The organism is Mesorhizobium sp. W016 (genome assembly GCF_054719485.1).
The window spans coordinates 3,378,817-3,404,016 of sequence record NZ_JBTTIF010000002.1; the positions used below are offsets into that span (position 1 = coordinate 3,378,817).

The 25,200-nt window shown below is 60.0% G+C and carries 15 protein-coding genes and 4 pseudogenes; 14 read left to right on the forward strand and 5 right to left on the reverse strand.

From position 1 onward, the window contains the following. Positions 1–1,071 precede the first annotated feature (1,071 nt). Positions 1,072–1,566: pseudogene (locus ACYG9V_RS16790) on the reverse strand (DUF4347 domain-containing protein); the annotation flags it as partial. Positions 1,567–1,657: 91 nt separating this feature from the next. Further along, positions 1,658–1,972, reverse strand: a complete 315-nt coding sequence (locus tag ACYG9V_RS16795; protein ID WP_155923361.1) for a hypothetical protein — start codon at positions 1,970–1,972, stop codon at positions 1,658–1,660. Between the two features lie 981 nt (positions 1,973–2,953). Here ACYG9V_RS16795 and ACYG9V_RS16800 point away from each other — a divergent pair. Continuing rightward, positions 2,954–6,673: a glycosyltransferase gene (locus tag ACYG9V_RS16800; protein ID WP_352625217.1), complete on the forward strand. Its 3,720-nt coding sequence runs from the start codon at positions 2,954–2,956 to the stop codon at positions 6,671–6,673. Between the two features lie 10 nt (positions 6,674–6,683). Next, entirely contained in the window at positions 6,684–7,811 is a 1,128-nt protein-coding gene (locus ACYG9V_RS16805; protein WP_023730056.1) for a tetratricopeptide repeat-containing glycosyltransferase, read from the forward strand. Between the two features lie 80 nt (positions 7,812–7,891). On the opposite strand, the gene ACYG9V_RS16810 is transcribed toward ACYG9V_RS16805, so the two are convergent. Then, complete coding sequence (locus tag ACYG9V_RS16810; RefSeq protein WP_081726976.1) at positions 7,892–8,620, reverse strand: glycosyltransferase family 25 protein; 729 nt, start codon at positions 8,618–8,620, stop codon at positions 7,892–7,894. Positions 8,621–8,723: 103 nt separating this feature from the next. After that, on the reverse strand, positions 8,724–9,911 hold the full coding sequence (locus ACYG9V_RS16815) for an FkbM family methyltransferase (protein WP_155923363.1): 1,188 nt from the start codon (positions 9,909–9,911) through the stop codon (positions 8,724–8,726). A 650-nt stretch (positions 9,912–10,561) separates the two neighbouring features. Between ACYG9V_RS16815 and ACYG9V_RS16820 the strand changes: the two genes are divergently transcribed. The 5 genes and pseudogenes from ACYG9V_RS16820 (at position 10,562) to ACYG9V_RS16840 (ending at position 16,211) form a co-directional block, all read left to right on the forward strand. Then, positions 10,562–11,281: a class I SAM-dependent methyltransferase gene (locus ACYG9V_RS16820; protein WP_352765945.1), complete on the forward strand. Its 720-nt coding sequence runs from the start codon at positions 10,562–10,564 to the stop codon at positions 11,279–11,281. A 127-nt stretch (positions 11,282–11,408) separates the two neighbouring features. After that, positions 11,409–12,317 carry a hypothetical protein gene (locus ACYG9V_RS16825; protein WP_352445336.1) on the forward strand — a complete coding sequence of 303 codons (909 nt, stop codon included), beginning with the start codon at positions 11,409–11,411 and terminating at the stop codon, positions 12,315–12,317. A 609-nt stretch (positions 12,318–12,926) separates the two neighbouring features. Then, on the forward strand, positions 12,927–14,345 hold the full coding sequence (locus ACYG9V_RS16830; RefSeq protein WP_023699089.1) for a coiled-coil domain-containing protein: 1,419 nt from the start codon (positions 12,927–12,929) through the stop codon (positions 14,343–14,345). Between the two features lie 1,050 nt (positions 14,346–15,395). Continuing rightward, positions 15,396–15,867 (forward strand): annotated as a pseudogene (locus ACYG9V_RS16835) (FecCD family ABC transporter permease); the annotation flags it as partial. Between the two features lie 23 nt (positions 15,868–15,890). Further along, positions 15,891–16,211, forward strand: a complete 321-nt coding sequence (locus ACYG9V_RS16840; RefSeq protein ID WP_023825271.1) for an ATP-binding cassette domain-containing protein — start codon at positions 15,891–15,893, stop codon at positions 16,209–16,211. Between the two features lie 1,642 nt (positions 16,212–17,853). Here the strand turns inward: ACYG9V_RS16840 and ACYG9V_RS16845 are convergent. Beyond that, the gene (locus ACYG9V_RS16845) at positions 17,854–18,108 is read right to left on the reverse strand and encodes an exopolysaccharide production repressor protein (protein ID WP_023699083.1); all 255 of its coding nucleotides are present in this window, start codon (positions 18,106–18,108) and stop codon (positions 17,854–17,856) included. A 212-nt stretch (positions 18,109–18,320) separates the two neighbouring features. Between ACYG9V_RS16845 and ACYG9V_RS16850 the strand changes: the two genes are divergently transcribed. The 7 genes and pseudogenes from ACYG9V_RS16850 (at position 18,321) to ACYG9V_RS16880 (ending at position 25,110) form a co-directional block, all read left to right on the forward strand. After that, positions 18,321–18,851 (forward strand): hypothetical protein, encoded by a 531-nt coding sequence (locus ACYG9V_RS16850; RefSeq protein WP_023699082.1) that lies wholly within the window; start codon positions 18,321–18,323, stop codon positions 18,849–18,851. Between the two features lie 564 nt (positions 18,852–19,415). After that, positions 19,416–20,309 carry a non-homologous end-joining DNA ligase gene (gene ligD / locus ACYG9V_RS16855; protein WP_352765942.1) on the forward strand — a complete coding sequence of 298 codons (894 nt, stop codon included), beginning with the start codon at positions 19,416–19,418 and terminating at the stop codon, positions 20,307–20,309. A 53-nt stretch (positions 20,310–20,362) separates the two neighbouring features. Then, positions 20,363–21,202, forward strand: coding sequence for a non-homologous end-joining DNA ligase (ligD, locus tag ACYG9V_RS16860; protein ID WP_352765941.1), 840 nt, complete (start codon positions 20,363–20,365; stop codon positions 21,200–21,202). A gap of 181 nt (positions 21,203–21,383) precedes the next feature. Further along, positions 21,384–22,356, forward strand: a pseudogene (locus ACYG9V_RS16865) (ArdC family protein). After that, positions 22,353–22,663 (forward strand): annotated as a pseudogene (locus ACYG9V_RS16870) (DUF2958 domain-containing protein). Before ACYG9V_RS16865 ends, ACYG9V_RS16870 begins: the two co-directional pseudogenes overlap by 4 nt. A gap of 160 nt (positions 22,664–22,823) precedes the next feature. Beyond that, on the forward strand, positions 22,824–24,944 hold the full coding sequence (locus ACYG9V_RS16875; protein ID WP_352765935.1) for a ParB/RepB/Spo0J family partition protein: 2,121 nt from the start codon (positions 22,824–22,826) through the stop codon (positions 24,942–24,944). Beyond that, on the forward strand, positions 24,910–25,110 hold the full coding sequence (locus tag ACYG9V_RS16880; protein ID WP_023673140.1) for a DUF6117 family protein: 201 nt from the start codon (positions 24,910–24,912) through the stop codon (positions 25,108–25,110). Before ACYG9V_RS16875 ends, ACYG9V_RS16880 begins: the two co-directional genes overlap by 35 nt. Positions 25,111–25,200: the final 90 nt, after the last annotated feature.

The following is a 25,200-nucleotide window of genomic DNA, read 5'->3' on the forward strand; positions in this document are numbered from 1 at the left end:
CGCTCCAGTGGAGCCAGTCGCCCCGGTATCACCTGTTGCTCCGGTCGAGCCTGTCGCACCAGTAGAGCCAGTCGCTCCAGTAGAGCCGGTTGCTCCGGTGGAGCCAGTCGCCCCGGTATCACCTGTTGCTCCGGTTGCTCCGGTCGTTCCGGTTGCACCAGTTGAACCAGTCGCGCCGGTGGCACCCGTCGCTCCAGTATCACCGGTTGCTCCGGTTGAGCCCGTCGCTCCGGTCGAGCCAGTCGCTCCGGTAGAGCCGGTAGCACCAGTCGCGCCGGTCGAGCCCGTTGCACCGGTCGCGCCGGTATCACCGGTTGAGCCTGTCGCACCTGTGGCTCCGGTAGCACCAGTCGAGCCAGTCGAGCCCGTTGCACCGGTCGCGCCGGTATCACCGGTTGCCCCGGTCGAGCCTGTCGCACCAGTAGAGCCGGTGGCGCCGGTCGAACCAGAAGCACCCGTCGCGCCAGTCCCACCAGAAGCGCCCGTGGCGCCGGTCGCGCCAGTTGCACCGGTCCCACCCGAAGCACCTGTCGCGCCCGTCGCACCGGTCACACCTGAAGCACCCGTGGCGCCCGTTGCACCGGTCCCGCCTGAAGCACCCGTGGCACCTGTCGCGCCAGTCGCACCCGCGCCTGTGGCGCCCGTCGCGCCGGTCGCACCCGTTGCACCCGCGCCGGTCGCGCCTGTGGCTCCGGTCGGACCGGTGGGGCCTGCCGGGCCTGTCGCGCCTTGGCTCGTAACAGCCAGGTTGCCGCCAACAAATGTATCACCGTTTTTGCCGTTGTTGGTAGAATCGGGGCTGAACGCGAACGCAGTTCCGCCAGCGCTGTGTATAAGCGTGCCATATATGTTAAAGCCGCTGTCATATATTGCATAGTCATGCAAAGTATCTGGGATCGAAATCGTTATAGCAAAATTTGGGGCAACAGTATTAGCGGAGGATGGAAGAACGAAGCTGCCGACAACGGTGTTGGTTGTTGTATCGATAATGTAAAATGTATTGATGCTTTTACTGCTTCCGGACGAGACAGTACCAGTGAGCGTCAAATTGCCCCCTGCCAGGACCCCAGTGTAGGCCGCCACGCCAACCGATGTCATCGGCGGCAAGCGCGAGCCGGCCAAGTTTTCGGGCATCTCCCATGAGCCGCCCAGCTTGGCTGCGCCAACCAGCGACCTGGATGCGCAAACGTCCGCGCCGATGGCTTCTTGCAGCGCCGTTACGAAGGTCTCGCCCGCAACCCCCGATGCCGTCTCGCAGCTCCACAGCCGCAGTTCACCGTCCGCGGCAAGCGCCCTGCCGATTGCGGCAAGATCCTCAGCATCTTCCTTCAGTGTGGCGGCCGACCACTCTCCGGCTGTGAAGCTAACCCGGCCAGGCGCGCCATGCGCCATAATATGGATCGCGTCGAGCCCTTCATGCCCTGCGAGCGCCGCAGCGATCTGCCGCGCCGCCGGCCAGCGGCCGTCGAGCACAATCGCTTGAACCTCGGGGCGCACGTTGCCGAGAACCGTCTGCAGGTCGGAGACTGAAGGATCGACAAAAAGAATTTCAGAGGCACGGGCCATGACTGGCTCCTGTTGGCTTCGAACTCAGTTCAAGCGGAAACCGCCCACCGGCCTGGCTGGCGAGCGCTCGGGATCAGCGGCTTGAGAGGCCTCATCTTCCGGACGGTCCGACGGCGCCGTCGGGATGTTCGACAGCGGGGCTCTCTACGCGGAGGAAGCTGCAGGCCTGGAAATTCCCGCCATCGTCAAACGTGCCAATCGCCAATGAACCGGCTGCGGCCGGAACCTTGACGGTGACAGCGACGGCGAGGCTTCGCTTGACGGCCTTGGGAAGAATGACCTGACCGACGACGGCGCTCTTGGCCGTGTCCAGGATAAAATATGGCACATTTTCGGTCGTGTCGCCGATGGGCAAGACGCCTCTCACGGCAACTTCCATGACCGCAAACCCCGTTATATAGCTCATGATTTCCTCCTCGGTCGGCAGCGGCTGCGCCGCCGTTTGTCTTGTTTCGTGCCTAGGTTTCTATCGCTGCCGAGCGCCCGCGCCAGCTGGGGCCTGTCGCAGCTTCTACGGGCGCTCGAGCCGCGTGCATTGAGCAGCCAGCAGCTCCGCACACCAACGGGCGCCGTGCAGGGCGACGAGCAATACTCATCAAGCGCCATGCAATCTTTGCTGGCGGCCAGGTGCAGATAATTGGGGGATTGATCGAAGCAGAAACCTGCGTTCGTTTCGCACTTGGTGTCACACCGACCACAGCCAACTCCCAACACGCGTGTCAACTTGCGAGGGAAATCGACTACTTGCGAGGGAACATCAGGTTGGGAAAACGTTGGATGACGTCTTCCTTGCGCCAAACACTTTCTGCGCCCTCACGCACGAAGTGGCACTTGCTCCAGATACTCTCCTGGCTTCGCAGACAGCGCGAACCGACAGGCCTACTGCCCGGTCCACGGAAACCCTCCCATACATAAGGCATTAGTAAATTATAAAATTAGCAACTTGTAAATAACCTGTTTACAATTTGTTAATTGCCCAACCACGATTTACTACCTTGGAAAACATCGAGATGGCGCGGATACGGCCAAATGCATCGAAAAATCCGGGGCTTAAGATACACCACCTTCGTTATCGACGAACGCTTGATATCGCGGCGGGGGTGTACGTAGCGATCGAGCCTACAGGGCAATTCGCAAAGCCTCGCCCAAGGTGACCGCGAGACCCTTGCTGCGGCGGAAGGTGCTGGCTAACAATGGATCACGCTGAGGTAGCATCCAGATGGCCGAGGCAGGGGAAAATGTGCATGGGACATGAAGGCCGGATAAGTCCGCACTGGAACGGATCCCTGTCCCCGACGGCACCATGGCACAAATGTAACCGCTTCAGCCCGCAGTCATGGGGGTCGAAAGTCAGCATATGACAAGCGGTAAGCGCCTCTGCCTTAACATGATCGTCAAGAACGAGATGGCGAACCTTCAACGCTGTCTCGGGGCGGTTGTCGACCACATCGACTGCTGGGTCATCGGCGACACCGGCTCGAACGACGGAACCCAGGATTTCATCAAGGCGTTCTTTGCCGTCCACAACCTGCCTGGCGAGCTGCATGAGTTCCCGTTCCACAATTTCGAGCAGGCCCGCAACGCCGCGCTCGATCACGCCTATGCCTCGCCGCTCGCCTATGACTATCTGCTGTTCGACGATGCCGACATGGAGCTGATGGTTGAGGATACGGGGTTCCGCGAGGGGCTCGACGGCCCGGGCTACCGGCTGTTGCAGCGGTCGGATTCCGGCCTGGCCTATTGGAACACGCGCATTGTCAAACGCGACGCCGGTGCCCGCTACCATGGCGTGACCCACGAATATCTCGACGTGCCCGGTGGCGTGCAGGAACTGAGGGGTGCCTGGTACAAGGACCACGCCAGCGGCTCGAACCGGGTGGACAAGTTCGAGCGTGATGCCAGGCTTTTGCTGGACGCCCTTGAGAACGATCCGGAAAATCAGCGCTACTGGTTCTACCTGGCGCAGTCCTACCGCGACGCTGGGCGGACGGCGGAGGCGGCGGTGGCCTACGCCAAGCGTGCCGCGATGGGCGGCTGGGACGAGGAGGCGTGGAATGCCCGCCTGCAGGAGGCGCGCTGCCTGCGCAAACTCGGCGACGAGGCTGGCTTTGTTCAACAGGCGCTTGCCGCCTTCAATCAACGGCCGCAACGCGCCGAGCCACTTTATGACCTGGCACGGTTTTACCGCGAGAAGGGGATGAACGACGCCAGCGTGTTGTTCTCCGAAGCAGGGCTGGCGATCAAGCGGCCGGAGCAGGACATCCTGTTCCTCGAGGATTTCGTGTACACGACAGGCCTGCGCGAAGAGTATGCGATCGCGGCGAATTATGCGCGCGACCCGGTGCGCAAGGATCGCGGTTTCGCGACTTGCAACTGGTTAGCGCTGGACCGTAGTATCGGCGATGGACCCAGGGATCTCGCGTGGTCCAACCTGTTCTTCTATGTGCAGCCAGCCAAGACAACGATGCCGTCGTTCAGCGCTCATCCGATCGTTTTCGCTGCGCCCGAGGGCTACAGGCCGTCAAGCCCCTCGGTGGCGCGCCTGGGCAAGGAGATTGTGCTTGCTCAGGCAGCGGTGAACTACACCACAAGCGAAGACGGCGTCCATCTCCGGACGAAAGGCGGCGAGGCGATCCTCGCTCGGAATTTCCTTCTGCGGTTGACCAATGGGCTCGCCGTCCGATCGACAACCGAGATGCTGCCGCCGACAAACATGCGCGAGGCCGGCGTCGAGGACCTGCGTCTGTTCGCCTGGAAAGGTAAGCTGTGGGGCTCGGCCTCCGTCCGCGATCTGGCGGACAGCGAGGGCAAGCAGGTCATCATGCGCGTCGACGACAGCGAAACCGGCCACCACCGGATGACCGACCTGCGCGTGCTGCCCGCGACGGGGCCGAGTGCGCACGACAGGAAATGGATGACGCAGGTCACATCAGGCGAAGCCGGCGAGGAGCGGCTGCAGTTGGTTTGTTTCGGCGATCCAATTCGGGTGGCGGATGAGCGAGCTGAAACGATCAGCGAGACCTCTCCTGGAATTGCGGCCCAACGATTCGGCGGCGTAAGCCAACAGGTCGCTTTCGCCGGCGGTTGGCTAATGTTGATTCACGAGGTGCAATGGAGACCCTCCGAGAACAGGCGATACTGCCTGCATCGGTTTGTTTGGTTCGACGCAATGAACCTGCTGCAAAAGGTGAGCCGTCCCTTTTACTTCAACGAGAAGGGCGCCGAGTTCGCTGCCGGCTTGGCTTGGCATCCCGATGAGAAGCGCTTGCTGATTTCCTACAGCGTTGCCGACAGCGAGTGCTGGATCGCGACCGTCGATGATGCGGATGTGGGAGGGATGCTAGAGGATGTGGATCGCCTGTCGTCGGTGGCTGATCCAGGGACGAAACAGACACTGTCGACGCCGGCCTTGCGCGCCCCTCCAACGAAAGCCGGGATCAAGCCTGGCCGCGCCGACGGTGGGGCCATGGGTGATGCAAACCGGGCGCCGTTGGAAGGTAAGGACTTCGGCACCGGCAGCATGAAATCGACAGAAGAGATCTTTCATGAGCTCGCGCCGTTTCTGCGCGACGCCGATTCTCCGCTGGAACGACTGCAACGATCGCGCCAGTTCGACGCGCGGATTTATCCCTTCCTTGGCAGCGACGACACCGCACTTCCGCAGATCAACTGCTTCTATGAAGTGATGTCCGACAAAGCTGAGCATCGTACCTTGATTGGCGCCACAACGTCGATGCGAGCGGCTGGCCATCCGGTGCGGGTGTGGAGCTATGCGCCAGAGAAGCTCGAATTCCTCGTCCCGCACGGGATCGAGGTCCGCAATGCCGACGACGTCATGCCGCGGGCCCTGTTCGAGCGCATCGTCGCCGGCTCCGAGATCAGATATTTCAGCGATATTTTCCGCTACGCCCTGCTCTACGAACATGGCGGCCTGTGGATGGATTCCGACGTGATCCTGCTGCGGCCGTTCCCCTTTCGCGGCGATCACTTTTTCAATCTGCAATGGCGGGGAGCACACAAGGGCCACTTCATCTGCGGCAACGTCATATACGCCAAGCCCTACAGCCGCCACCTCAGGGCGCTATACGAATTGTCGCTCGAGCGTTTCCAAGAAGCGCGCGGCAAGGAGTTCGGTGACATCGGCCCGAAGCTGCTCTCCGACTACATCGCGACCGCAGCCGGCGCCGAGCTGCGCGACCAGGTATTCAGCCCGATGTTCTTCAACGCGATCGATTGGACCGAGATCGACAGGTTCGATAGGCCGTTATCGGAATTGACCGATTATCTGAACGATGCCCGCGTGTTCGGTATCCACCTGTGGACGGCCCGCAACGACGCCCGGCCGGGCGGCGAGGGGGCACCGTTGATCTCGCAGCTGATCAACCCACTCGATAGTTTCCCGGCATTCACAACTCTCGCCGACCGCTTCAATACCGACAAGAACCGGCATACGGGCAACCGTCATGCCTATGCCAGGGTCTACGATCGCCTGCTGTCGGGCAGAAGGCTTGCCATGCGGCGGCTCATGGAAATCGGGCTTTGCCGCAGGCTGGCGGACAACCAGAGCGAGACACCTTCGGTCGCGCTATGGCAGAGCTACTTTCCGTTTTGCCAGGTGGTCGGCGTCGACCTGACGGACTTTTCCCGCCTGAACAATGAACGTTTCAAGTCGTTCGTCGGCGATCAATCCAAGCTGGATGATCTGCGCGGAGTCGCGGCGAAACTCGAGCCGCGCTCGTTCGACGCGATCATCGACGACGGCAGCCACGCCTCGTTCGACGAGCAGCTCACCCTGCGCGAGTTCTTCCCGCTGCTCGCGGAGGGCGGCTGGTATTTCATCGAAGACCTCGACTGGCAGCCGCCGGGCGAGGATCTTGGCAAGATCACGCTGACGAAGAACTTGCTGCGGGAAATCCAGCAGTACGGCAGCGCGCGGTCGGTCGATCCGCTGGGCGTGAGCGCGCTTGCCGGTCAGTTCGCCGAGATCCTGTTCTTCGACAGCCACTACGAGTTGAATCGGGCGAAACTGCTGGGAGGCCTGGTGGCTATCCGCAAGGGCGCGTCGGGCATGTCCGCCAGGCGAAATCTTGCACCAGCGCGTGAGTGAGCAGAGCGCCGTGAAAGTCGCTGTCTACACCATCGCCTTGAACGAAGCCGCAAACGCGGAGCGCTGGGCCAATTCGGCCGTCGACGCCGACTATCGCATTGTCGCCGACACGGGCAGCACCGACGATACGGTGGAACGGCTGACCGCTGCCGGCGTTACCGTGCACAGGATAGCGGTCCGCCCATGGCGTTTCGACGATGCCCGCAACGCCGCGATGGCACTGATCCCGCACGACGTCGATGTGTGCTGCACAATGGACATGGACCGGTTCCTTGAACCTGGCTGGCGGGCAAAGCTCGAGGCTGTCTGGACTCGCGAGACGACAGCCCTTTATTGTCAGACAGTGTACAGAGCGAGCGTCGACGACCCGACCCCACTTCGCAACTGGCCAGCGAAAAACTTTCATCATCGCTGGGGATATCGTTTCAAGAGGCCTGTTCACGAAGCCCTGGTCTTCACGGGAGAGAGGGAGGTCACGGCCAGCAGCAGCGACATTGTCATGTTCGAGGTGCAGGACCTTACCAAGCCAACAAGGAGCAGTTACCTGCCGCTGATGGAAGTGGCGCACAAGGAAGACCCCGCCGACGCACAAATCTGCTTCTGGCTCGGGCGAGACCTGATGTGGGCCAACCAGAAGGATCGGGCTGTCGAGTTGCTTGAGCGCTATCTTGCCTTGCCGACAAGCACGTGGGGCGAAGAACGAGCCGAGGCCATGCGTTATATCGCGCGTATGCGCCCGGAACAGAGCTTGTCCTGGCTGGACAAGGCGCGGATGGAAGCGCCGCACCGCCGCGAGATCTGGGCCGACCTGGCCGAAGAGCTCCACGGCAAAGCGGACTGGTTGAATCTGTTTTGGGCTTGCACCAACGGTATCGAGAGGACGCACCGCACCGGAAGCTATCTGGACGATCAGAACTGCTGGGGATTTCGGCTGTTTGACCTCGGCGCCATCGCGTCATGGCATCTCAATGCGATGGACCGTGCGGTAGAATGGGGGCAAAGGGCACTTGAACTCGACTCAGTTAACCAGAGACTCAAGAACAATCTAGAGTTTTTCGTTCGGCTGCGGGAGGAGGAGCGGACCGGAGATATCGAGACACGAGCACCCACAGATGCCGCAGCCACGCAACGCGGCTGAGCCGCAAATGCAGATCTACTGCGAAGGGCTAATCTGGTTCATGCGACTCTGCGTGGGCGCCTGCTTCGCAGGATGTCACTTCATGTGTTGATCCGAACCGATTCCTCGGGTCGTTCATCGCTGATCGCCAGAGGTGGAAGGCACACATACGCTTTCAGCGACGGCATTACCCCATTCATGATGCAGTCAATTCCAGCATTGTTCAGCCTCAGGCCGAATCCCGCGAAATCGATGATCATCGGCCGTATTGGAAGGCACCAGTCGAGCAGCGCGCGTGCCCCGTTTGGAGAAACTGAATAACATACAAGACCCAAAAGATGGTGTGCTCGCAGAAGAACGGGTTCCGTTTCGGCCTCTTGAAAATCCTGGACATGTGTCATCACCTCTCCAGAAAAGAACTCAAGCCTCGCGCCAGTTCCGCCTGGGAGGGCATCCAGCCAAGCGTAACACCGCAGGCTTGCGCTCCAAAGGATGAAGTCCCAGTCACGAATGTTAGCCAACAGTGAATGCATGTGCGGTTCGAAATGACGAGAAAAGATGGCATCGTCTTCGGCCACGGTTATTGCCTCACTCCGTCGAACAGCTTCTTTCCAGAGCGCGACGTGAGAAACGGCGCAGCCCAAACTTCCAGCCGCGTAATCTAGATCCGGCGAGATGATTTTGTCCTGTACAAGCCGATCACGGTCCACAAGTCGACCATCAGTTCCAGGAAATCTCCGAATACTTCTAAGATGATCGTTCGTCTTACGAAATCTCTCGAGACGATCAACGCTGCGATCAAGGTTGATTACGTGAACGTGATCTATCATTCGTCTCACCGTATCCTCGCCAGGCAGTGATTTCGTTCTCACATGTAACGGACTGAGCGCGACCAATTCAAAAATCGTTGACTGGACGACGCAGGCATCTCCGTCAAAAGTATGGATCAATCTCCAAGACCTCGGTAATTGTGGCAAACTTTCGCGTTGCCGACTCGGAAAAAGCGATAGCCCTGTCGCGCCGTTTCGTAAAAAGAGCGTCAAACTCAACGGCGTCGCCGTCGAAATGCGGAATTTGCTTGATGTGCCGTAGGGAAAATCCGAAAAGTCCAAGCATATCGATGATATCACCAAGTAGTTTCTGACCTTTGTATATAGGGACTACGTGCGTCTCCAGTTCGATGGCCAGGCAATTTTCCAGAAGGTGCCCAAAGCCCAGCAGAACTTCGTATTCAAGACCTTGAACATCTATCTTCATCACGTCCGGTGACGGAGCGGCGTGCCTTCGGAACAAATCGTCATATCGAACGCATTCGACGTCTTGCGTGCCGACCACGACAAAAATTGGCGCTACCGAATACTGCTGCAGCACGTCGAAGTTTGGCTCCCTCAAGGAGGAGCAGCTTGTATCCGCTGTAATGTGGAGCTTCTGAACGCCTGTGGTGTGGGCCAGCGCCTTTTCTATTACCTGAGCGCCGGGGATTCGGCCAAGGGTTTGCCTTAGCACTGCAGCCTCCGACGGTATGGGTTCGAAAACCACCGGCGTAATCTGATCGGCTCTCAGCATCCACTTGAGTTGCAGGCCCCCTTGGCCACCGACATCGACAAGCGTAATGCGCTCCTCTGCTGGCGTACGGGACAATTCAGGATACGCGTCAAACGTCTCAACCAGAACGCTGACGAGGACGAACTGTTCGCGTCCAGTGCCAGCATAGAAGGGGTGGCGGTTTTTGGAGCAGCCGATGGACAGGGTTGAATGGCAGCTCAGGAATGTCGCCTCTACCTCAAGTAGCCCCTCGGAACTCTTTTCAACCGCTATGCTCCTGCAAATGCCATCATTGACTATGGACCCGTCCGCAGAAATTTCCGCTACATCGATGGAGCCATAGTGATGGATGTAGAAATTGGCGGTAGCGTCAGGGCGAAATTTCAGCAAACATTTCAGTCTGATAGTTCTAAATAGAAAAGCTGAATGATGGAGGCGCAACAGGTGCCAGTTGTGCCGCTCCGTATCCGAGACGACAAGGGATCCGTCTTCAAGGCGAACTGACATTTCATTCGCCACCTGCCAACTTGAAAAAGCATCCCCTGTGTATGTTCGCGAAAAAATGGCCTCGCCCACTCCTCATCCCCCATTTCCCGAGCCTTCGCCTTTATGGACTGACATGGTATTTTAAAACGTGGCGGTCGGATATTGGGAATCGAAGCGCGGCGCGGGATATCGTTACACTGTTTGGGGGCGACAGCTTGATTTCCGCTGCGCTGACCGGATCGGACCCGCCAGCAATAACTATGCCGCCATGACGCGGCCGACCAGTGTACCCCCGAAGTTGCTTTGCGCTCCAATCGACTATCAGCCGCACCTTGCTGATCCTCGAAAGCGAATTTTGCCAACATAGACAAGAAAGGGTTCGGTCGGCGACCCGGTCTAGAACTCCCCCTTAACTTGTTGCCTCATATCGGATGCCATTTCAACGGAGCGTACGCCATGTTGATGGCACAATCGACATCGTCATGCGGCTTTGACGCCGAAACACGAAAGTCGATAAGGTCAATTAACCGTGGATAACGAACTGGGTACCGAGCCCTTGGGTTATCGAATCGTAGAGATCTGGTTCTTCTTTGCTCAAAATTGGACACAGTCGTGCTAATGTACGGGCTGCGCGCCGATCGGTCGCACAGGATGTCAAGTCGTCGTCCGGCATCGGCAGTTGATTCTACGCACACATCGATAAGTGACCAAATACAAAGGCCGTGGCGGGGGCAAGTTCGATGGGTGTCGATATATACGTTATGGATTTTCTCTTGAAATTCCGCGGGCGGTCTCTTGGCGAAACCTTGTGGTTAGGACGTCAAGGTTACCACATTCACGACAGCACCTTGGGAAATTCCGTCCTTCGTTCATATGACAGACGAGTATCGATCGAAAATATCAAGGGAGAAACGGGATATTGCGAGGAATTATTCAAGTATCTGGGAAGCAAGGCGATAAGGTCACTCGATTATTCTGATTTCGAAGGAGCCGACATCACTCACGACCTGAACAATCCGATTCCTGATGAACTTGCAAATCAATTCGACTGTATTTTCGACGGCGGGACGATTGAGCATGTGTTTGATACGCGCATGGCATTTTCGAACGTAAAGAGGATGCTAAGAGTCGGCGGCATATTCTTGATGGTGGACGGCGCAAATAACTTTCTTGGACATGGCCTTTACCAGTTTAGTCCTGACTTGTTATGGCGAACATTTTCTCGCGAAAACGGATTCGAGATAGAGCTGATGCAATTGGTCGACGACGTGGGGAAGCCCAATCCACGAGACGTTCCCGACCCGGCTGTTCTCGGACAGCGCTCAAACATGACAATGAGCACTGCTAGAACATACGTCCTCATGGCAGCCAGGAAGACATTCGAGATTTCTGACGGCGAGCAGAAAGTTTACCAAAGTGATTACCTTGCGGCGTGGCAAAGGTCAGGAAAGGATGATTGAGCGCGCAGCCAGCAAAGGCGTTCGCAAACCGCGGTCAAAAGCTTGTTTGAAACGCACCATGCGTCCCGACCCTTTGCCTTACGGATCAGGTATTCTAAGTTCGAGCGGTCGGACATCAGGAACCCAATTGCGGCGACGAGATTTCGTTACACTGTTTGCGGGCGCAGCGATCCGCAACTTGATCCCAGCGGCATTGACGCAGCCGGGAAGAGCAGGCACAAGCTACGCGGTGTCCGTGCCGCCCCTTGCCGTTCCCTCCACCCTACTAACCGCCCCGATCGAACTCGCCGGCGACTGGGGTCACATGCTTCCGCGCTCCGCAGATCAGGTCGTCGAGCGCACGCGGCACGCCTGCCTGGATGGCGTCCGCCTGCTCTCCGATGGCCAGCCTACGCGACTTCGTGTCGACGAGCACACTTCGGGGCAGCCGGCGATCTGGCTGCACCCCGACGGTAGCAGCATGGCGTGGATCATTGTCGACATTGGCGAACGGGATTGGTCAAAGCTCGCCTACCAATTCGGCCATGAGCTCGGCCACGTCATGGCCAACAGCTGGCAGGCGGACGCCAAGCCGGCGCCGCCCTGCCAGTGGCTGGAGGAAGCGTTGGTCGAGGCCTTCTCGCTGCGCGGTCTTGGTCGCTTGGCGAAGGACTGGAAAGAGAGTCCGCCATTTGCCGGCGACAACGCGTTCGGCGATGCCATAGCGGCGTATCGCGACAACATCGTCCGCGGCTACGCCGCGCTCGCCGACAGCCAGGGGCTGAGCCGCGACCCGGCCGCCTGGTTCGCCGATCATCGCAGCGAAATCGAAATACCCGGTCTCAATCCGTTTGCCCAAGCAATCTCCCAGACCATCCTCACTGAGTACGAGGCGGCGCCCGACTGTGTCGAGGCGCTGGGCGCACTGAACCGATGGCCCGGCCGCACAGGTGTACCGATCGCCGAGTATCTGAATCGATGGGAGGCGAGTTGCGCCGAACTGCAAGCCTCGCCCCGACTGCCGGTCCGGCTGCGCGAACTCCTGCACATCGCTTGATCGGTAAGGGGTGAGGAACAAACCAACTCTGATCTTCGGAACTGCACCGAAGGAGGCAATTGCGAAGCGTTGACGCGCACGAGACAGCATCCTTCTGCGTAGCCTTGCACGGGCCGCGGCAGAATCCACTCCGCTAGAGCCAGCGGGGGAGGAGGAGATGGCGCCGCTCGCCGCCTGTAGTATGCTGCGGTTGGGCAAAGGGATCGCCCGGCCAGGCCCGATCTCTATTATAGATCGGGCGCACGGCGAACTCGACCTCGCAGAGTATATGCAGGCTGTTCTCCGATCGACCATGTGGAAGGGCATGATACGACCGGGAACGTGGACGATCAGCTGCGGAATGTCTGGTATGCGCCTTATGATCGGCGCCTGCGCGCCAATGTCGGCCGTTGAGGCTTCCTTGGTCGTCTCCCGAAAGAAGACGTTCGACTTGGCGGCATGATCACCGGATTGATCCGAAGCAGGCACTCCCCCCTTTGCGAGCGTACTGCTTTAGAATGATCTAATATAGTCGATTGCATGGCAGTCGTCGTTCCCGGAGCGGTATATGGTGTGTAATCGTTGGTTGCCAAACCATTAATTCAAAGTGGTGCGCCGGGAGAGCTTGTCATGAAACTATCGAACCTGATCAAACGTTACGACAATGTGGAAAGAGCCGCCGAGGAACTCGAGACAGAGCTAGTCGAGGCTTTGAACATCTCCCTGAGCCTTGACGAGGTGTCACCATCAGACGACGGCAGTGCCTCGAAAGACAGCCTCGCAAAAGGGACCGATGCCCTGCAACCCGAGGGCACTCCCAATGAAACCCCTCGCCAGCTAACTTCGCATACGCAGAGCCGGCTGGCTGCTTTGAGCTCATTTGAGATGCTCATTCAGGATGCGGAAGGCCATTTGGAGGATGTCAAAGCCAAGCTAATGGAGGTTGCAACTTCGCACCACTACACACGCGATTTTTTTCAGATCCTTCAAGCGGACTTCTTTCGTGCCAACGAACTGGAAGTGGCAAATGCCAACCTGACGAGAGAACACATGGTCCTGTCCGAACAGCTGCACGATGCGATGAGGAAGCAACGTGAGCACGACAGCGCGTTCGGAGCCATACAGCAGCGCGAAGTAAGCTTGGCCCAGGACAGGGACGCTCTTCGTAGTGCGCTCGCCGCCGTAAGGCTGGAACTTGTAGAAGCGGCCACTACCATCGCAATAAGGGAGGCGGACTTCGGCGAGGCGGCCAAAGCTCTTTCGGCCAGAACAGCCGAGGCCGATAGACGGGCGCGCGAAAACGATACCTTGCGAGAAAAGCATGTCAGACTCTCGATCGACCTCGACAAGTCGCAAAAGCGGGAAGCTGAGGCGAGGCGGAGGCTTGATGAGCTGTCGACGATCCACGCCAACGATGCGGTGCGGCATTCCGAACTGCTGGCTGCGCTCGGCAAGAGCGAGAAGGACGAAACGCGGTTGCAGAAGTCGCTTGAGATCGCGCAGGCGAAACTGTCGGAAATGGCAGAGGCCGCACGCATCATGGAAGATGACACGGGAGCCGAACGTGCATGCAGTCTCGCAGAGATGCGAGGTTTGCGATCTGAAATTCAAAGTCTTCAATCGCGACTGGATGCGGCAACGAACGAGGCAAGCGTAGCATCCAGTGAAATCGCCAGGCTGACGGCTCAATGGAGCGATACCATGGCCGAAAAGCAGGTTGCGGATGAAAGGTATTCTGATCTCTTGAAAGAGAGCGAAGCCGACATGACGAGCCTTTCGAAGCTGACTGCGGACCTCTCGCACATCTCGGCGCAATACGCCTCCGAGCAGATGCAGCACGAAGTCCAGAGGCAGGAATGCGAAGATTTGCGGGCAGAAATTGTTGCGCTTGGTACGCGGGTCAAGGAGTTGCTGCCCTATGAGCGTTTGCACAAAGTAACGAGTGCAAGGGAGCGTGAGGGCGTTGTTGGTGTTGGCAGCATGGCAGTGGAACCAACCCGCTCCACAACCAGACGACGTTCCCGCCCGAGCTTGCGTGCAGCGTCGTAGGGAGCGACGGCGGTACTGATGCTGGTGGTCACAAAGTGATCCTTTTGGGCGCGCAATCCAGCGCCAGGCGTCCCGTTCACACTTGGCTCTAGTAGAACCGAAGACAGCAAAGCAGGCGTGCGAACTTTGTCTGGCCCGCTCGTTTTTCCGGCCTCAAGGAAGCAGCGACGCAACCGCCGCATTATAGTTCCGCAGCGCAGCAAGCGCGGGTAGTTGAAGTCGATCTTGCCTTCGAGAAGTTTGGCAGCGACACATCTGCTTCACCACCAGCAGAGATCACGAAGGTCACGGAGGAGGCCCTTCGAGCAGCAGGGCTGATGGGTTGACAATTGATCCGGTGTGATCGTGCTGCGGTGCTACAACAACCATGAACGCCCGACGGGCGCATCACCCATTCAACGCTTCGACTTTGTCAGGTCGCAACTTTGAGTGTGAGATCGTCGAGCCCGCGCCTGGGCATGGTCGAGAAGGAGGTCGAGGTCCTGCTCAATGGGACATTCTTGCCGATGTTTCATCTTTGACGAAACCCCGGCCGGCGTGGACGTCGGAACCAAACGCGAGGTCTACGGCCTTCTTTGCCGAGCTGTTGAGTGGCGCAGCGATCCTTTGATCTCGTCCTACCTGACGGAGGTCTATGAGTCAGCGATCGCCGTGTTGTCACCTGTCGCGGACGCGCTGCCTGAACTTTCGAAAACCCCGGTTCAATCAGCCAGGACGACGTCCTGGCTGCCGCCATTGACAACTAGAGGAGAACTCCATTTCTGACACGGGCCCCCGCAATCAGGTGCGGACTGCAGCGTCTCCGTTTTGGTCGCCTTACAGTCGGCTTCGCCTATCAAGTTTCGTGGATGGCCGGGGCGCGCGCGTGTGCCTGGCGTGGTCGCGAACCGTTATCCCGATGGCGACGCCCAGACCTACGGCAAGGCCCACGACAATCTTGGCGACCATATCGAGGGCGAAGGCGCGGACAAGGCGCCACGCGTTTTGCGGCTCGCTGCGAGCGGTTGGGGGAGAGATCGTCAAAGATTGTTTTCCGGCAGTTCCGCATACCTGACCTTCTGGCAACTGGGCTCGCTCGGCGGCGCGACCTGGCCGAAGATCGCTTCCGTCGGACCGATCATCGTTTTGGCGGTGGCGGCGATGCCGTTCCTGGCCAAGGGCTCAACGCGCTGGCGCTCGGCGAGGCGACGGCCGGCCATCTCGATATCCCGGTACCACGGCTGAAATACACCGCGATCGTCGGCGTCTCGGCAGCGGTCGGCGCCTCTGTCGCAGTCAGCGGAGGCATCGGTTTCGTCGGCATCGTCGTGCCGCATCTGCTGGGGCTGCTGATCGGCCCGGACAATCGCTATCTCTTGCCGGCATCGGCGCTGCTTGGCGCCTGCATGCTGCTGATCGCCGATGCCGTTGCCCGATTGGTCGTAGCGCCGGCCGAACTGCCGATCGGCATCGTCACGCGATCGCCGGCACGCCGTTCTTCCTCTGGATTCTGCTGCACAAGCGCGGCGTAATCGACTTGTGAGATTTGAAACCTATGAGGCCGGCATGATCGAAGCACGCGATGTCTGGGTAGCGATAAGCGGCAAGCGCATTGTTACCAATGTCGATTTCGTTGCGAGGCCGGGCGAGATCGCCGCCTTCGTCGGACCGAACGGCTCGGGCAAGACGACTTTCTTCAAGGCGTTGTCGGGCGATCTGGCGTTTACGGGGACAGTGGCCAACGACCGCGACCTCTCCGCGATGAAGCCAGTGGAGGCCGCGAGCGTGCGTGCCGTGCTGGCGCAGGCATGGTCCGATCCTGATCGAACCGTGTTCGATGTGAATCCCTCTTTTGTTCCCATGGCAGGCCGTTTGCACGCGCAGTAATAGTTGATTCAACCGTTGCTGGCATAATGTGGGATGTGGGTGGCGGCTCCGACAGTTCGGCGGGCGCTGAGTGCCGAAGCCCGCCTGCGCAGTCCGGTTGGGGTCCGACCGCGCCGTCCTATTCTGGGACAGCGCGGTCAACGTTTCGTTAAAATGTTATGAGGTAATTAAGTGCGTGCTAATTGAATCGCCGTTCGCGATTCGGTGCTGCATGCTTGTCCCAGCAGTTGGTTTCGCTGCGCTGGGTTGGTGGTCCTGTGAAAACTGATCCATTTCAGCGCTAACAAAGTGACACCGGTCTTGCATAGATATTTGCCGGCTGACCCCGGTCCTGATCCGATCATTGATCCAGGTCAGGCTCGCCGGGCTCGAGGTGGTCGGGGTATCGCCCGGCGAGCTGTCTACCAAGCGCGGAACGATCTGGCCGCGGGGACGGCCCGGCTTTCTTTGGGGGTAGAGAGCAGCCGGGCCTAACCGGCTGGGGACTGGGGACATGGCCGGCTGCCAAGTTATATATGCTCATGCTAATATGAGCGCACCACACCTTTATGGTCTAAGCGAAGGTGGAGCATGCTCGACGAGTCGGTGGCGACCGCTCAACGGTGTTTCACCACAAAAGCCAAGACCAAGGCGCTGGCCTGGGCGAAAAAGATCGGCGACAGGTGAGGGTCGACGAGATCACCCCGAAGCGCCAATCGCCATTCTGGGCGGAAAAGTCTGGGGCCGGCGCCCTCCTTTTGAACCTGAACAAACCAGAAGGGCGCCGAGCCTTTTTACCAGACAGCGCTTTGAGGGAAGCGGCGCCGAGTAGCAGGAGTGTATCTCTCTCGTTAGAGTTGTTGGAACACAGCCTTTTGGACGATGGCCCGCAGCGAACGCTCGAGAAGCCGGCGCCAGGTGGGATCTGCTGGGCTGTGCGGCGGCGGCCAAGCAGACATCTGGTCCGCCGCAGCTGAAGTCATGACCTATTCGGTCGATCGGCGTTATGGCGTGATCACCTAGGAGGCCCCGCGCGCAAGCTGGCTGCCGCGGATCGCTTGACGACTTGGGATGGAGAGCGGTCAGCGGGAACGCGCGCCCGCAGAACCCTCCGAGTGAATTCGAGGACGACCGACCACACGCTGAGTTCGGAGCCCTGGACTAACATCGACGGTGGCCTAATCCACCTGTTGGATGAACTCGTGGGTGCTGAGTGTCTGAGTGGTGTTGTCGTCGGTGCAGCGCCGCCATTGACTAAGCCATGCTCTTTCGTTCTCGGCCTATCTGTCGGCCACTCATGGCGTCGAAGCCGACCATATTCTGGTATTCAACGACGGTATTCCTGTCCGCTGGTGCCACAGCATCTGTAGCGTCCAAGTTCCTGCGTCATTTGTCGTCCTATTCGGCCAGTCGCCGCGATCCCCAGGGCAGCATCGCCGATCATGTGCAAACGCAAGCCTCGGCCCGGCTACCCAATAACAGTGGGGAGATCGTTGCTTGCAAAGACAGCAATCGGGCGTGTGAGGCACCTGCGCCGCGAGGAAGGCTTGCTTCATTCCTCTGCAAGATTTCAGGGAGGCGCTTGCCGCCCAACGATGGCGCGATTTAAGACGGTCAACCTTCCCCGGCGATTTGACGATGCTGCGTGGCCGGCTTGTGAGCGTCATCGGCCGCCTTTAGATGAGACACCGCCGTCTCGACGGGTAGGCTCGGCGGTGTTCGGTTTTTCTTCGGTTCTCTTCGTCCAAAGCGTGTGGAAAAGCGCGAATGAAAACAAGAAATATCCAACCTGGAATATGATCAAAATCAGCAAGGTCCATGCAAGCGACTTCCAGAACGAACCCGTTGCTAGGTAAATCCATAACGCCACCACGGTCGACGTGGCAAACATCCCGACCAGGAATCGCGGAAAAAACATTTATGTTCAATGCCGCCCCATAATTGGACCGACCGGTCTCTCGTCTACTCCCAGAAGCATTTAAGATTTCACTAAATTAGTTATTGCGCAAGCGCCACGCTGAGTTAATGAGTCCTGCGGCAATCTGGATGACGCCGGCCAGCACGTGCCAATAGTGAACAAAAAGAGAACGAAGAGTCCAGCATGCCCTTGACGAGGGAGAAATATGTTCCTTGTTTCTGCGTGATCTGGAGCAGCAAAGCGACCATGGCTTGGCGGCAATCGCCGTGGATGGCGAAGCAACGGCAAAAACCGCGGAACACAATTTTTGGGTCGAGGTCTGGGATCGCGAGGAGCAGGTTTTGTCCGAAACCATTTCTCGTTCCCCCGATTCAACTGTGAGTCAGGCAGCCTGGCAGGCCGCCATCCGACGCCGGCCGGGCATGTTGCTGATCCACTACAACAGTCGGCATGTGATGGAGAAAATTCTGACACCAGGCGAGGTCAAGATCCCATTGCAGGCCATCATCGATGGCAGCGTTCACGCTGCCCTGGATGTGGCGCTCGGCGATCTTCGCGAGTGGCATGTGCTGCGGGCCTGGTGCAGATCCTGTTCGCACCATGCAACGGTAAAGCCTGCCGGCCTCATTGAACGCTATGGAAAAGGCGCTCTATTGAGTTCGGTCGAGCGAGCGCTCTTTTGCACAAGTTGTGACAGGGGAGGGCCTGTCAGGCTGGAAATTCACAAGCTGCCACGCAATTGAGGGGTGAACGGATGCAAGACCTCATCGATTTCGTGTAGGCCAACTCGGCTCTGGCTTGGACACTCCGATCGCGATCAGCGGCCGAACTGTCGAAGCGGGAAATGCGCGATCTCCGCCGGTCGGCTTCGACGCAAAAATATGCGGACCACCGCGGACGGGGACAGTCGGTCCCGCGTCCCGTCCTGCGGCCGGCGCTATGCTGACGCTCCTACGGCTGTCCCGTTCACCGCCCGCGGCGGGGGCGAATTTCCTTCGTCCTGCGCGCGACAATTGTCCGCTGTTGCGGACGCAAGCAGGACTGCGGCTTATACGCCTTTCTTCCTTTGAGCGCCGACGGTCGCCGGCGCGGGATGCTTGGGCATGGAACCGAATCCCGGGCAGGGTATTGAGTCGGACTATGTATCCGAGTTCCGCATGTCGGCTGTAGACGGCACCCTCAGTAAAAGGCGCACACGGCCCAGAGACTCAGAATTTGTCCCTACAAATCGGCTCCCGCGGTTTCGACCCTTCCAGCTATGCACGCTGACAGACCACATACCGGTCGGCGGGGATTGGCTTTTCGAGATGAAGTTCGACGGCTATCGTGCCCAAATCGCCATCTCCGGCTCGAATGTCGTCGTTTATACGCGCAATGGCCACGACTGGACCCGACAGTTCAAGGTCATCCTGCCGCCGCTTCAAAGACTGACCGAAGGCGCGGTGCTGATCGATGGTGAGATCGTCGCGATCGACAGCCAGGGCCGCACGAACTTCTCCATGCTGAAAACCGGCATCGCCGCGGGTATGCCCCTCAAGTTCTACGCCTTCGATCTGCTTGAATTCGATGGTGAAGATTTGTCGAACCAGCCGCTCCTCGAGCGCAAGGCGCGACTTGAGTCCCTCCTGGGCGCGCGCCGCCCTGAGGACTGCCTGCAATTCTCCAGCCACATCGTCGACCAGGGCCAAAAGGTGTTCGACTCCATGTGCGAGGGCGCCCACGAAGGCGTCATCGCCAAGCGCGCCGACAGCTCCTATGTCGGCGATCGCACCTCGAGTTGGCTCAAGATCAAGTGCACTAAGCGACAGGAATTCGTCGTCGGCGGCTACCGCCCAAGTGACACAGGTCGTGGCATGGCATCGTTGATCCTCGGCACTTACGAGAATGGCAAGCTCATCTATCGCGGCCGCGTCGGCACGGGGTTCACCGAGGCGGAGCGCAAGGACATCCTCGCGAAGCTCGAGAAACGCCGTATTGAGAAATCGGCTTTCGTGTCCGTCCCGAGAGACATTGCCCGACGTGCCAAATGGGTGAAGCCCGAACTTGTTGCCGAGGTTACCTATGCCGAAGTGACACCGGACGGCAGCTTGCGGCATCCAAGTTTTGAGGGCATGCGCGAAGACAAGCGAGCCGACCAGGTGGTGATGGAAATGCCGAAGACGCCGGCAACTCCTCCTCCGCCAACCTCGATCCGGGAATAGGCAAGGAGATCGCCGCTGCTGTCGGCGTCAAGCTGACGCATCCGGACAAGATCATGTATCCGGCGACCAAGGTGACCAAGGCCACGCTCGCCGCCTACTACGCCGTGGTCGCCGAGAAGATGCTGCCGCACATCCAGGATCGGCCGCTGTCGCTGGTGCGCGATACCGATGGCGACCTGCAGCAGACCTTTTTTCAGAAGCACAGACTGCCAGGCATGCCCAAGGCCATCCATGACGGCCAGTTGAAGAAGATGTCCGGTAAGGAAAGCCGCATCTTGTGGGTCGATGACCTGGCTGGGCTGATCGCAGGCGTCCAGATGAACGTGCTCGAATTCCACATCTGGGGTAGCCGTCGCCAGCAGCCGGATCTGCCGCACCGCATGATCTTCGACATCGACCCCGACGAGGGCCTTGGCTTCACTGCCGTCAAGCAGGCAGCCCTCGACATTCGCGGCATTCTGGAAGCGCTTGGACTGCAGTCGTGGCCGTTGCTGTCCGGCGGCAAGGGCGTTCATGTGGTCGTCCCGCTCCTCCCGGAGGCAGACTGGGACGAGGTCAAGAGCTTCTGCCAGGACTTCGCCGAACTGCTGGCCCGTACAGATCCGTCGCGCTTCGTCGCCAATATGAGCAAGGCGAAGCGCAAGGGCCGAATGTTTCTCGATTACCTGCGTAACGGCCAGGGCTCCACTGCAATCTGCCCCTGGTCGACTCGGGCACGCGCGGGGGCGTCGTGCGCGGTGCCTGTCAGCTGGGATGAGTTGCCCACCTGCGAAAGCGCCAACGCTTTCGATGTTTTCGCCGCTGCCGCGCGGGCTCAGTTGCCCGAGGCCTGGGAGGGCTATTTCGACGTCGAACAAACGCTTACCGACCGCATCCGCCACGCGGTCCGCTAGCAATAGCCATACTTGATGGCTAGCGACATCTGCCGATTTGGCACGGACCGCCTTTGCCCCAGGTTCGGGAGCGTTCCCCTTCGAGGCCTGGTATGCCTCTAGAGCGAGAGTACGGACCGGTTTGCCGTGACGGGTTGAGGGCTGGAGGAGAGGCCTCCGGCGCCCGTCGCGGAGAACCGCGATGTCCAGACATTACGCTCGCGCCGGCGCTGACCGGACAAGCCTCTATGACGATATCACCAACAAGATCATCGCGGAGCTGGAAGCCGGCCGCTTCCCCTGGGTGCAGCCCTGGGGAACGACGGCGGGGCAAGCGCCCCTCGCCGTGCCGGCCAATGCCACGACTGGCCGCGCTTATTCCGGGATCAACGTGCTGATCCTGTGGGGCGCGGTCGTAGAGCATGGCTTTCCCGTCCAAAGCTGGCTGACTTTCCGCCAGGCGCTATCGCTGGGCGGCCATGTCCGCAAGGGCGAACACGGGACCACCGTCATCTATGCTGACCGCTTCATTCCTGACGACGAGAAGAATCGCGCCCGGGAAAACCGGCGAGGCAGCACAGGCCATACAGTTTCTGAAGCGCTTCACCGTCTTCAACCTCGCGCAATGCGAAAATCTGCCCGACGATCTGGCGGTGTTTGCGCCCGCGCCAGACCCCGGACTGATCGAACCGGCCGTCGAGGCACTAATCAAGGCGACAGGGATCGATTTCCGCATCGGCGGCAATAGCGCCTATTATGTGCCGGCGCAGGACTACGTGCAGGTGCCGCCTCCGCAGGCGTATTTCGAGACCATTGACTGGCACCGCACCGCCCTGCACGAGCTTGGCCATGCGACCGGCCATCCCTCCCGCATCGGCCGTGACCTCGGCGGCGCGTTCGGCACAAAGCGATATGCTTTCGAGGAACTGGTCGCCGAAATGAACGCGGCCTTCTGCTGCGCCTCGCTAGGTATTGTGCCGACCGTGCGCCACGCCGATTACCTGGCCTCCTGGCTCGATGTCCTGCGCGAAGACAACCGCGCCATCGTGCGCGCCGCCTCCCAGGCCAGCAGGGCAGCCGACTGGTTGCTCGCCTTCCTTCCGCAACCTGACAACGGAACCAGGGCAGGGCCCGCCAACGTCGATGAGATCGAAACCGAGAAGTGGGCGGCATGATCGTTCTCACCGAGGAACTGCGCGTGCCTGCTCGCCAATAGCCGCGATCGCGACGCCGAACACGTACCGGTGGTGAAGCTCTTCAAATCAACTCGGCGAAGGAATTTGGCTCGCAACCGCGCTTGAGATGACGTCGATCCGGCTGCCTTTCGGCATCGGCATCGAGCGGGACATGCTCTTTGGCACCGACCTGCCGATTTCCGTCTGGGCAGAGGCGGTCCGCCGGGGCGGAAACCTTCGCGACGCCGAACGCAACTCGACCATGCCGGCCAATCTGGCCGAGACGGCGAGTGAGATCTCAGCTTAAATCCGCAAGCCGCAGATGCGCAAAGTCGTGTCTGCGGCCCTGTCCCCACCTCGGGATCTTCGGTGCGGCGCGGTCCTCAGAGTGAGAGGGCTGCGCCCGTCTTTTTTGACGGGTTTGGAGGTCGAGAGAGTTTCGGCCGCCCGTCGCGGAGATAGTCCACATGGCTACGCCCAAGCAGAAGATCACCCTCAACGCTTCACGTGACATCCCCTTCAACAAGCTGATGCTGAGCCAGGCCAATGTCCGGCGCATCAAGCGCGGGAAAACGATCGAGGACCTCGCCGCGTCGATCGCACGGCGCGGCCTGCTCCAGAGCCTCAACGTCCGGCCAGTGTTGGATGGCGAGGGCGACGAGACCGGCATGTTTGAGGTGCCGGCTGGCGGGCGTCGCTATCGCGCGCTGGAACTGCTGGTCAAGCAGAAGCGCATGATCAAGACCGAGCCAGTTCCCTGCGTCGTCAGCGACGCCCACAGCGCGGTCCCGATCGAGGAGGATTCGCTGGCCGAGAATTTTCAGCGCGAAGATTTACATCCGCTCGACATGTTTCGCGCCTTCCAGACACTTCATGACCAGGGCGCGAGCCATGAGGAGATTGCCGCACGCTTCTTCGTCTCCGCAACATTCGTGCAGCAGCGCCTCAGGCTGGCCAGGGTTTCGGCCAAGCTGCAGGAGATTTACGAGCAGGATGGCATGAAGCTCGAGCAGCTCATGGCGTTCACCGTGACCGACGATCACGCCCGTCAGGAGCAGGTCTGGGAGGCGCTCGAAAACTCCTGGTCGAAGGAGCCGCAGCAGATCCGGCGCCTGCTGACGGAGACCACTGTGCGGGCAAGCGATCGCCGGGCGCTGTTCGTCGGTGTCGACGCGTATGTCGCTGCCGGCGGCGTGGTGCTGCGCGACCTGTTCGAGGCCGACAATGGCGGCTGGCTGCAGGACCCCGCTCTGCTCGACCGCTTGGTCGGCGATAGGCTGAAGTCGATCGCCGACGAGATCGCGGCGGAGGGCTGGAAGTGGATCGTGGTCGATGCCGATCTGCCCTACGGGTACAATCACGGTCTGCGGGCAATCGCTGGCACCCCCGTCGGTCTGACCGACGCGGAGCGGGCGGAACGCGAAGCCCTGCGGGCGGAGTACGACCGGCTGGAAGCCGAGTATGGCGAATCCGACGAACTCCCCGACGATGTCGATCAGCGCCTCGGTCAAATCGAGACCGCGCTTGAGGCCTTCGAGAGCCGGCCGATGCACTACGATGGGGCCGAGATCGCCCGCGCCGGTGTGTTCATCAGCATCGATCGTGATGGCGATCTCGTCGTCGATCGGGCCCATGTGCGCCCCGAGGACGAAGCGATGCAGGCGGTCGACGGCCACTCGGCCGAGCCAGGTTGCGCCACCGAGAACGAAGACAGCAGACACAATCCTTCGGCCCGCGCGATTATCACCATCGGCGCGCAGGCGTCCGAGCCTGAGGAGGATGACGGCGACACCATCAAGCCGCTACCCGAGCGCCTGGTCATCGAACTTACTGCCCATCGCACGTTGGCGCTGCGCAACGCACTGGCCGAGAACCAGCATGTGGCCATCACGGCGCTCTTGCACCGGCTCGTCCTCGACACCTTCGGTCAGCGTTCCGCCATCGGCTGCGTCGAGGCCTTCGTCCGACATGTCCACTTGCCGTGGCAGGACGTCGGTCTCAAGGACAGCCCTGCGGCCAAGGCCGTTGATGAGCGCCATGAGGCATGGAAGAGCGTCATTCCACTGGATGACGACGAGGCCCTATGGGCGTGGCTCGACAGACTCGATGAAGCCAGCCGGCAGACGCTGCTGGCGCATTGCGTCAGCTATGGGATCAACGCCCTGTTCGAACGACCCAATCCCTACGGCAGCGGCGTTTCCCAGCACGGGCTCGATCAGCGCCTGCGTGAAGCCGATCGGTTGTCCCGTGCCACCGGGCTTGACATGATAGATGCCGGCTGGCGGCCGACGGTGGATAACTATCTCGGTCGCGTCACCAAGTCCCGCATTCTCGAAGCCGTGCGCGAAGGCGCCGGCGACCAGGCCGCCCAGCTTATCGACCATCTCAAGAAGGCCGACATGGCCAAAGAGGCCGAGCGCCTCCTGGCCGATAGTGGCTGGCTACCCGAACCGCTCCGCCCTAGCGGCAATGACGCCGCCCGGCCGAATGTGGGCGAGGAAGCTGACCTCCCCGAATTCCTGGCCGGTGATGACGAGGACGGCTCGGCCACCCATGAGACTGCCGCACACGCGGTCGCCGCCGGATAGCACCGTCGGCGGAGTGGCGCGGGTCGCTCGGCCCTTTCTTCTTCACTACGAGTTCACGCCGTTCGCTCATCTCGCCGACGGCAATCCCTATGATGCCTACCTGCCGCCCGATCCCGACAGCGCCAATGGTTTCCTACAGAAGTCGGGGCCTGACGGCGGAATATGATCGAGATCGGTTGATACCGGCAAGCGCTCCACCTCATGGCGGGGCGCTTGTTTCATTTTGGCTTCGGTGGAGGCCAGAGAGGGAGAGGCG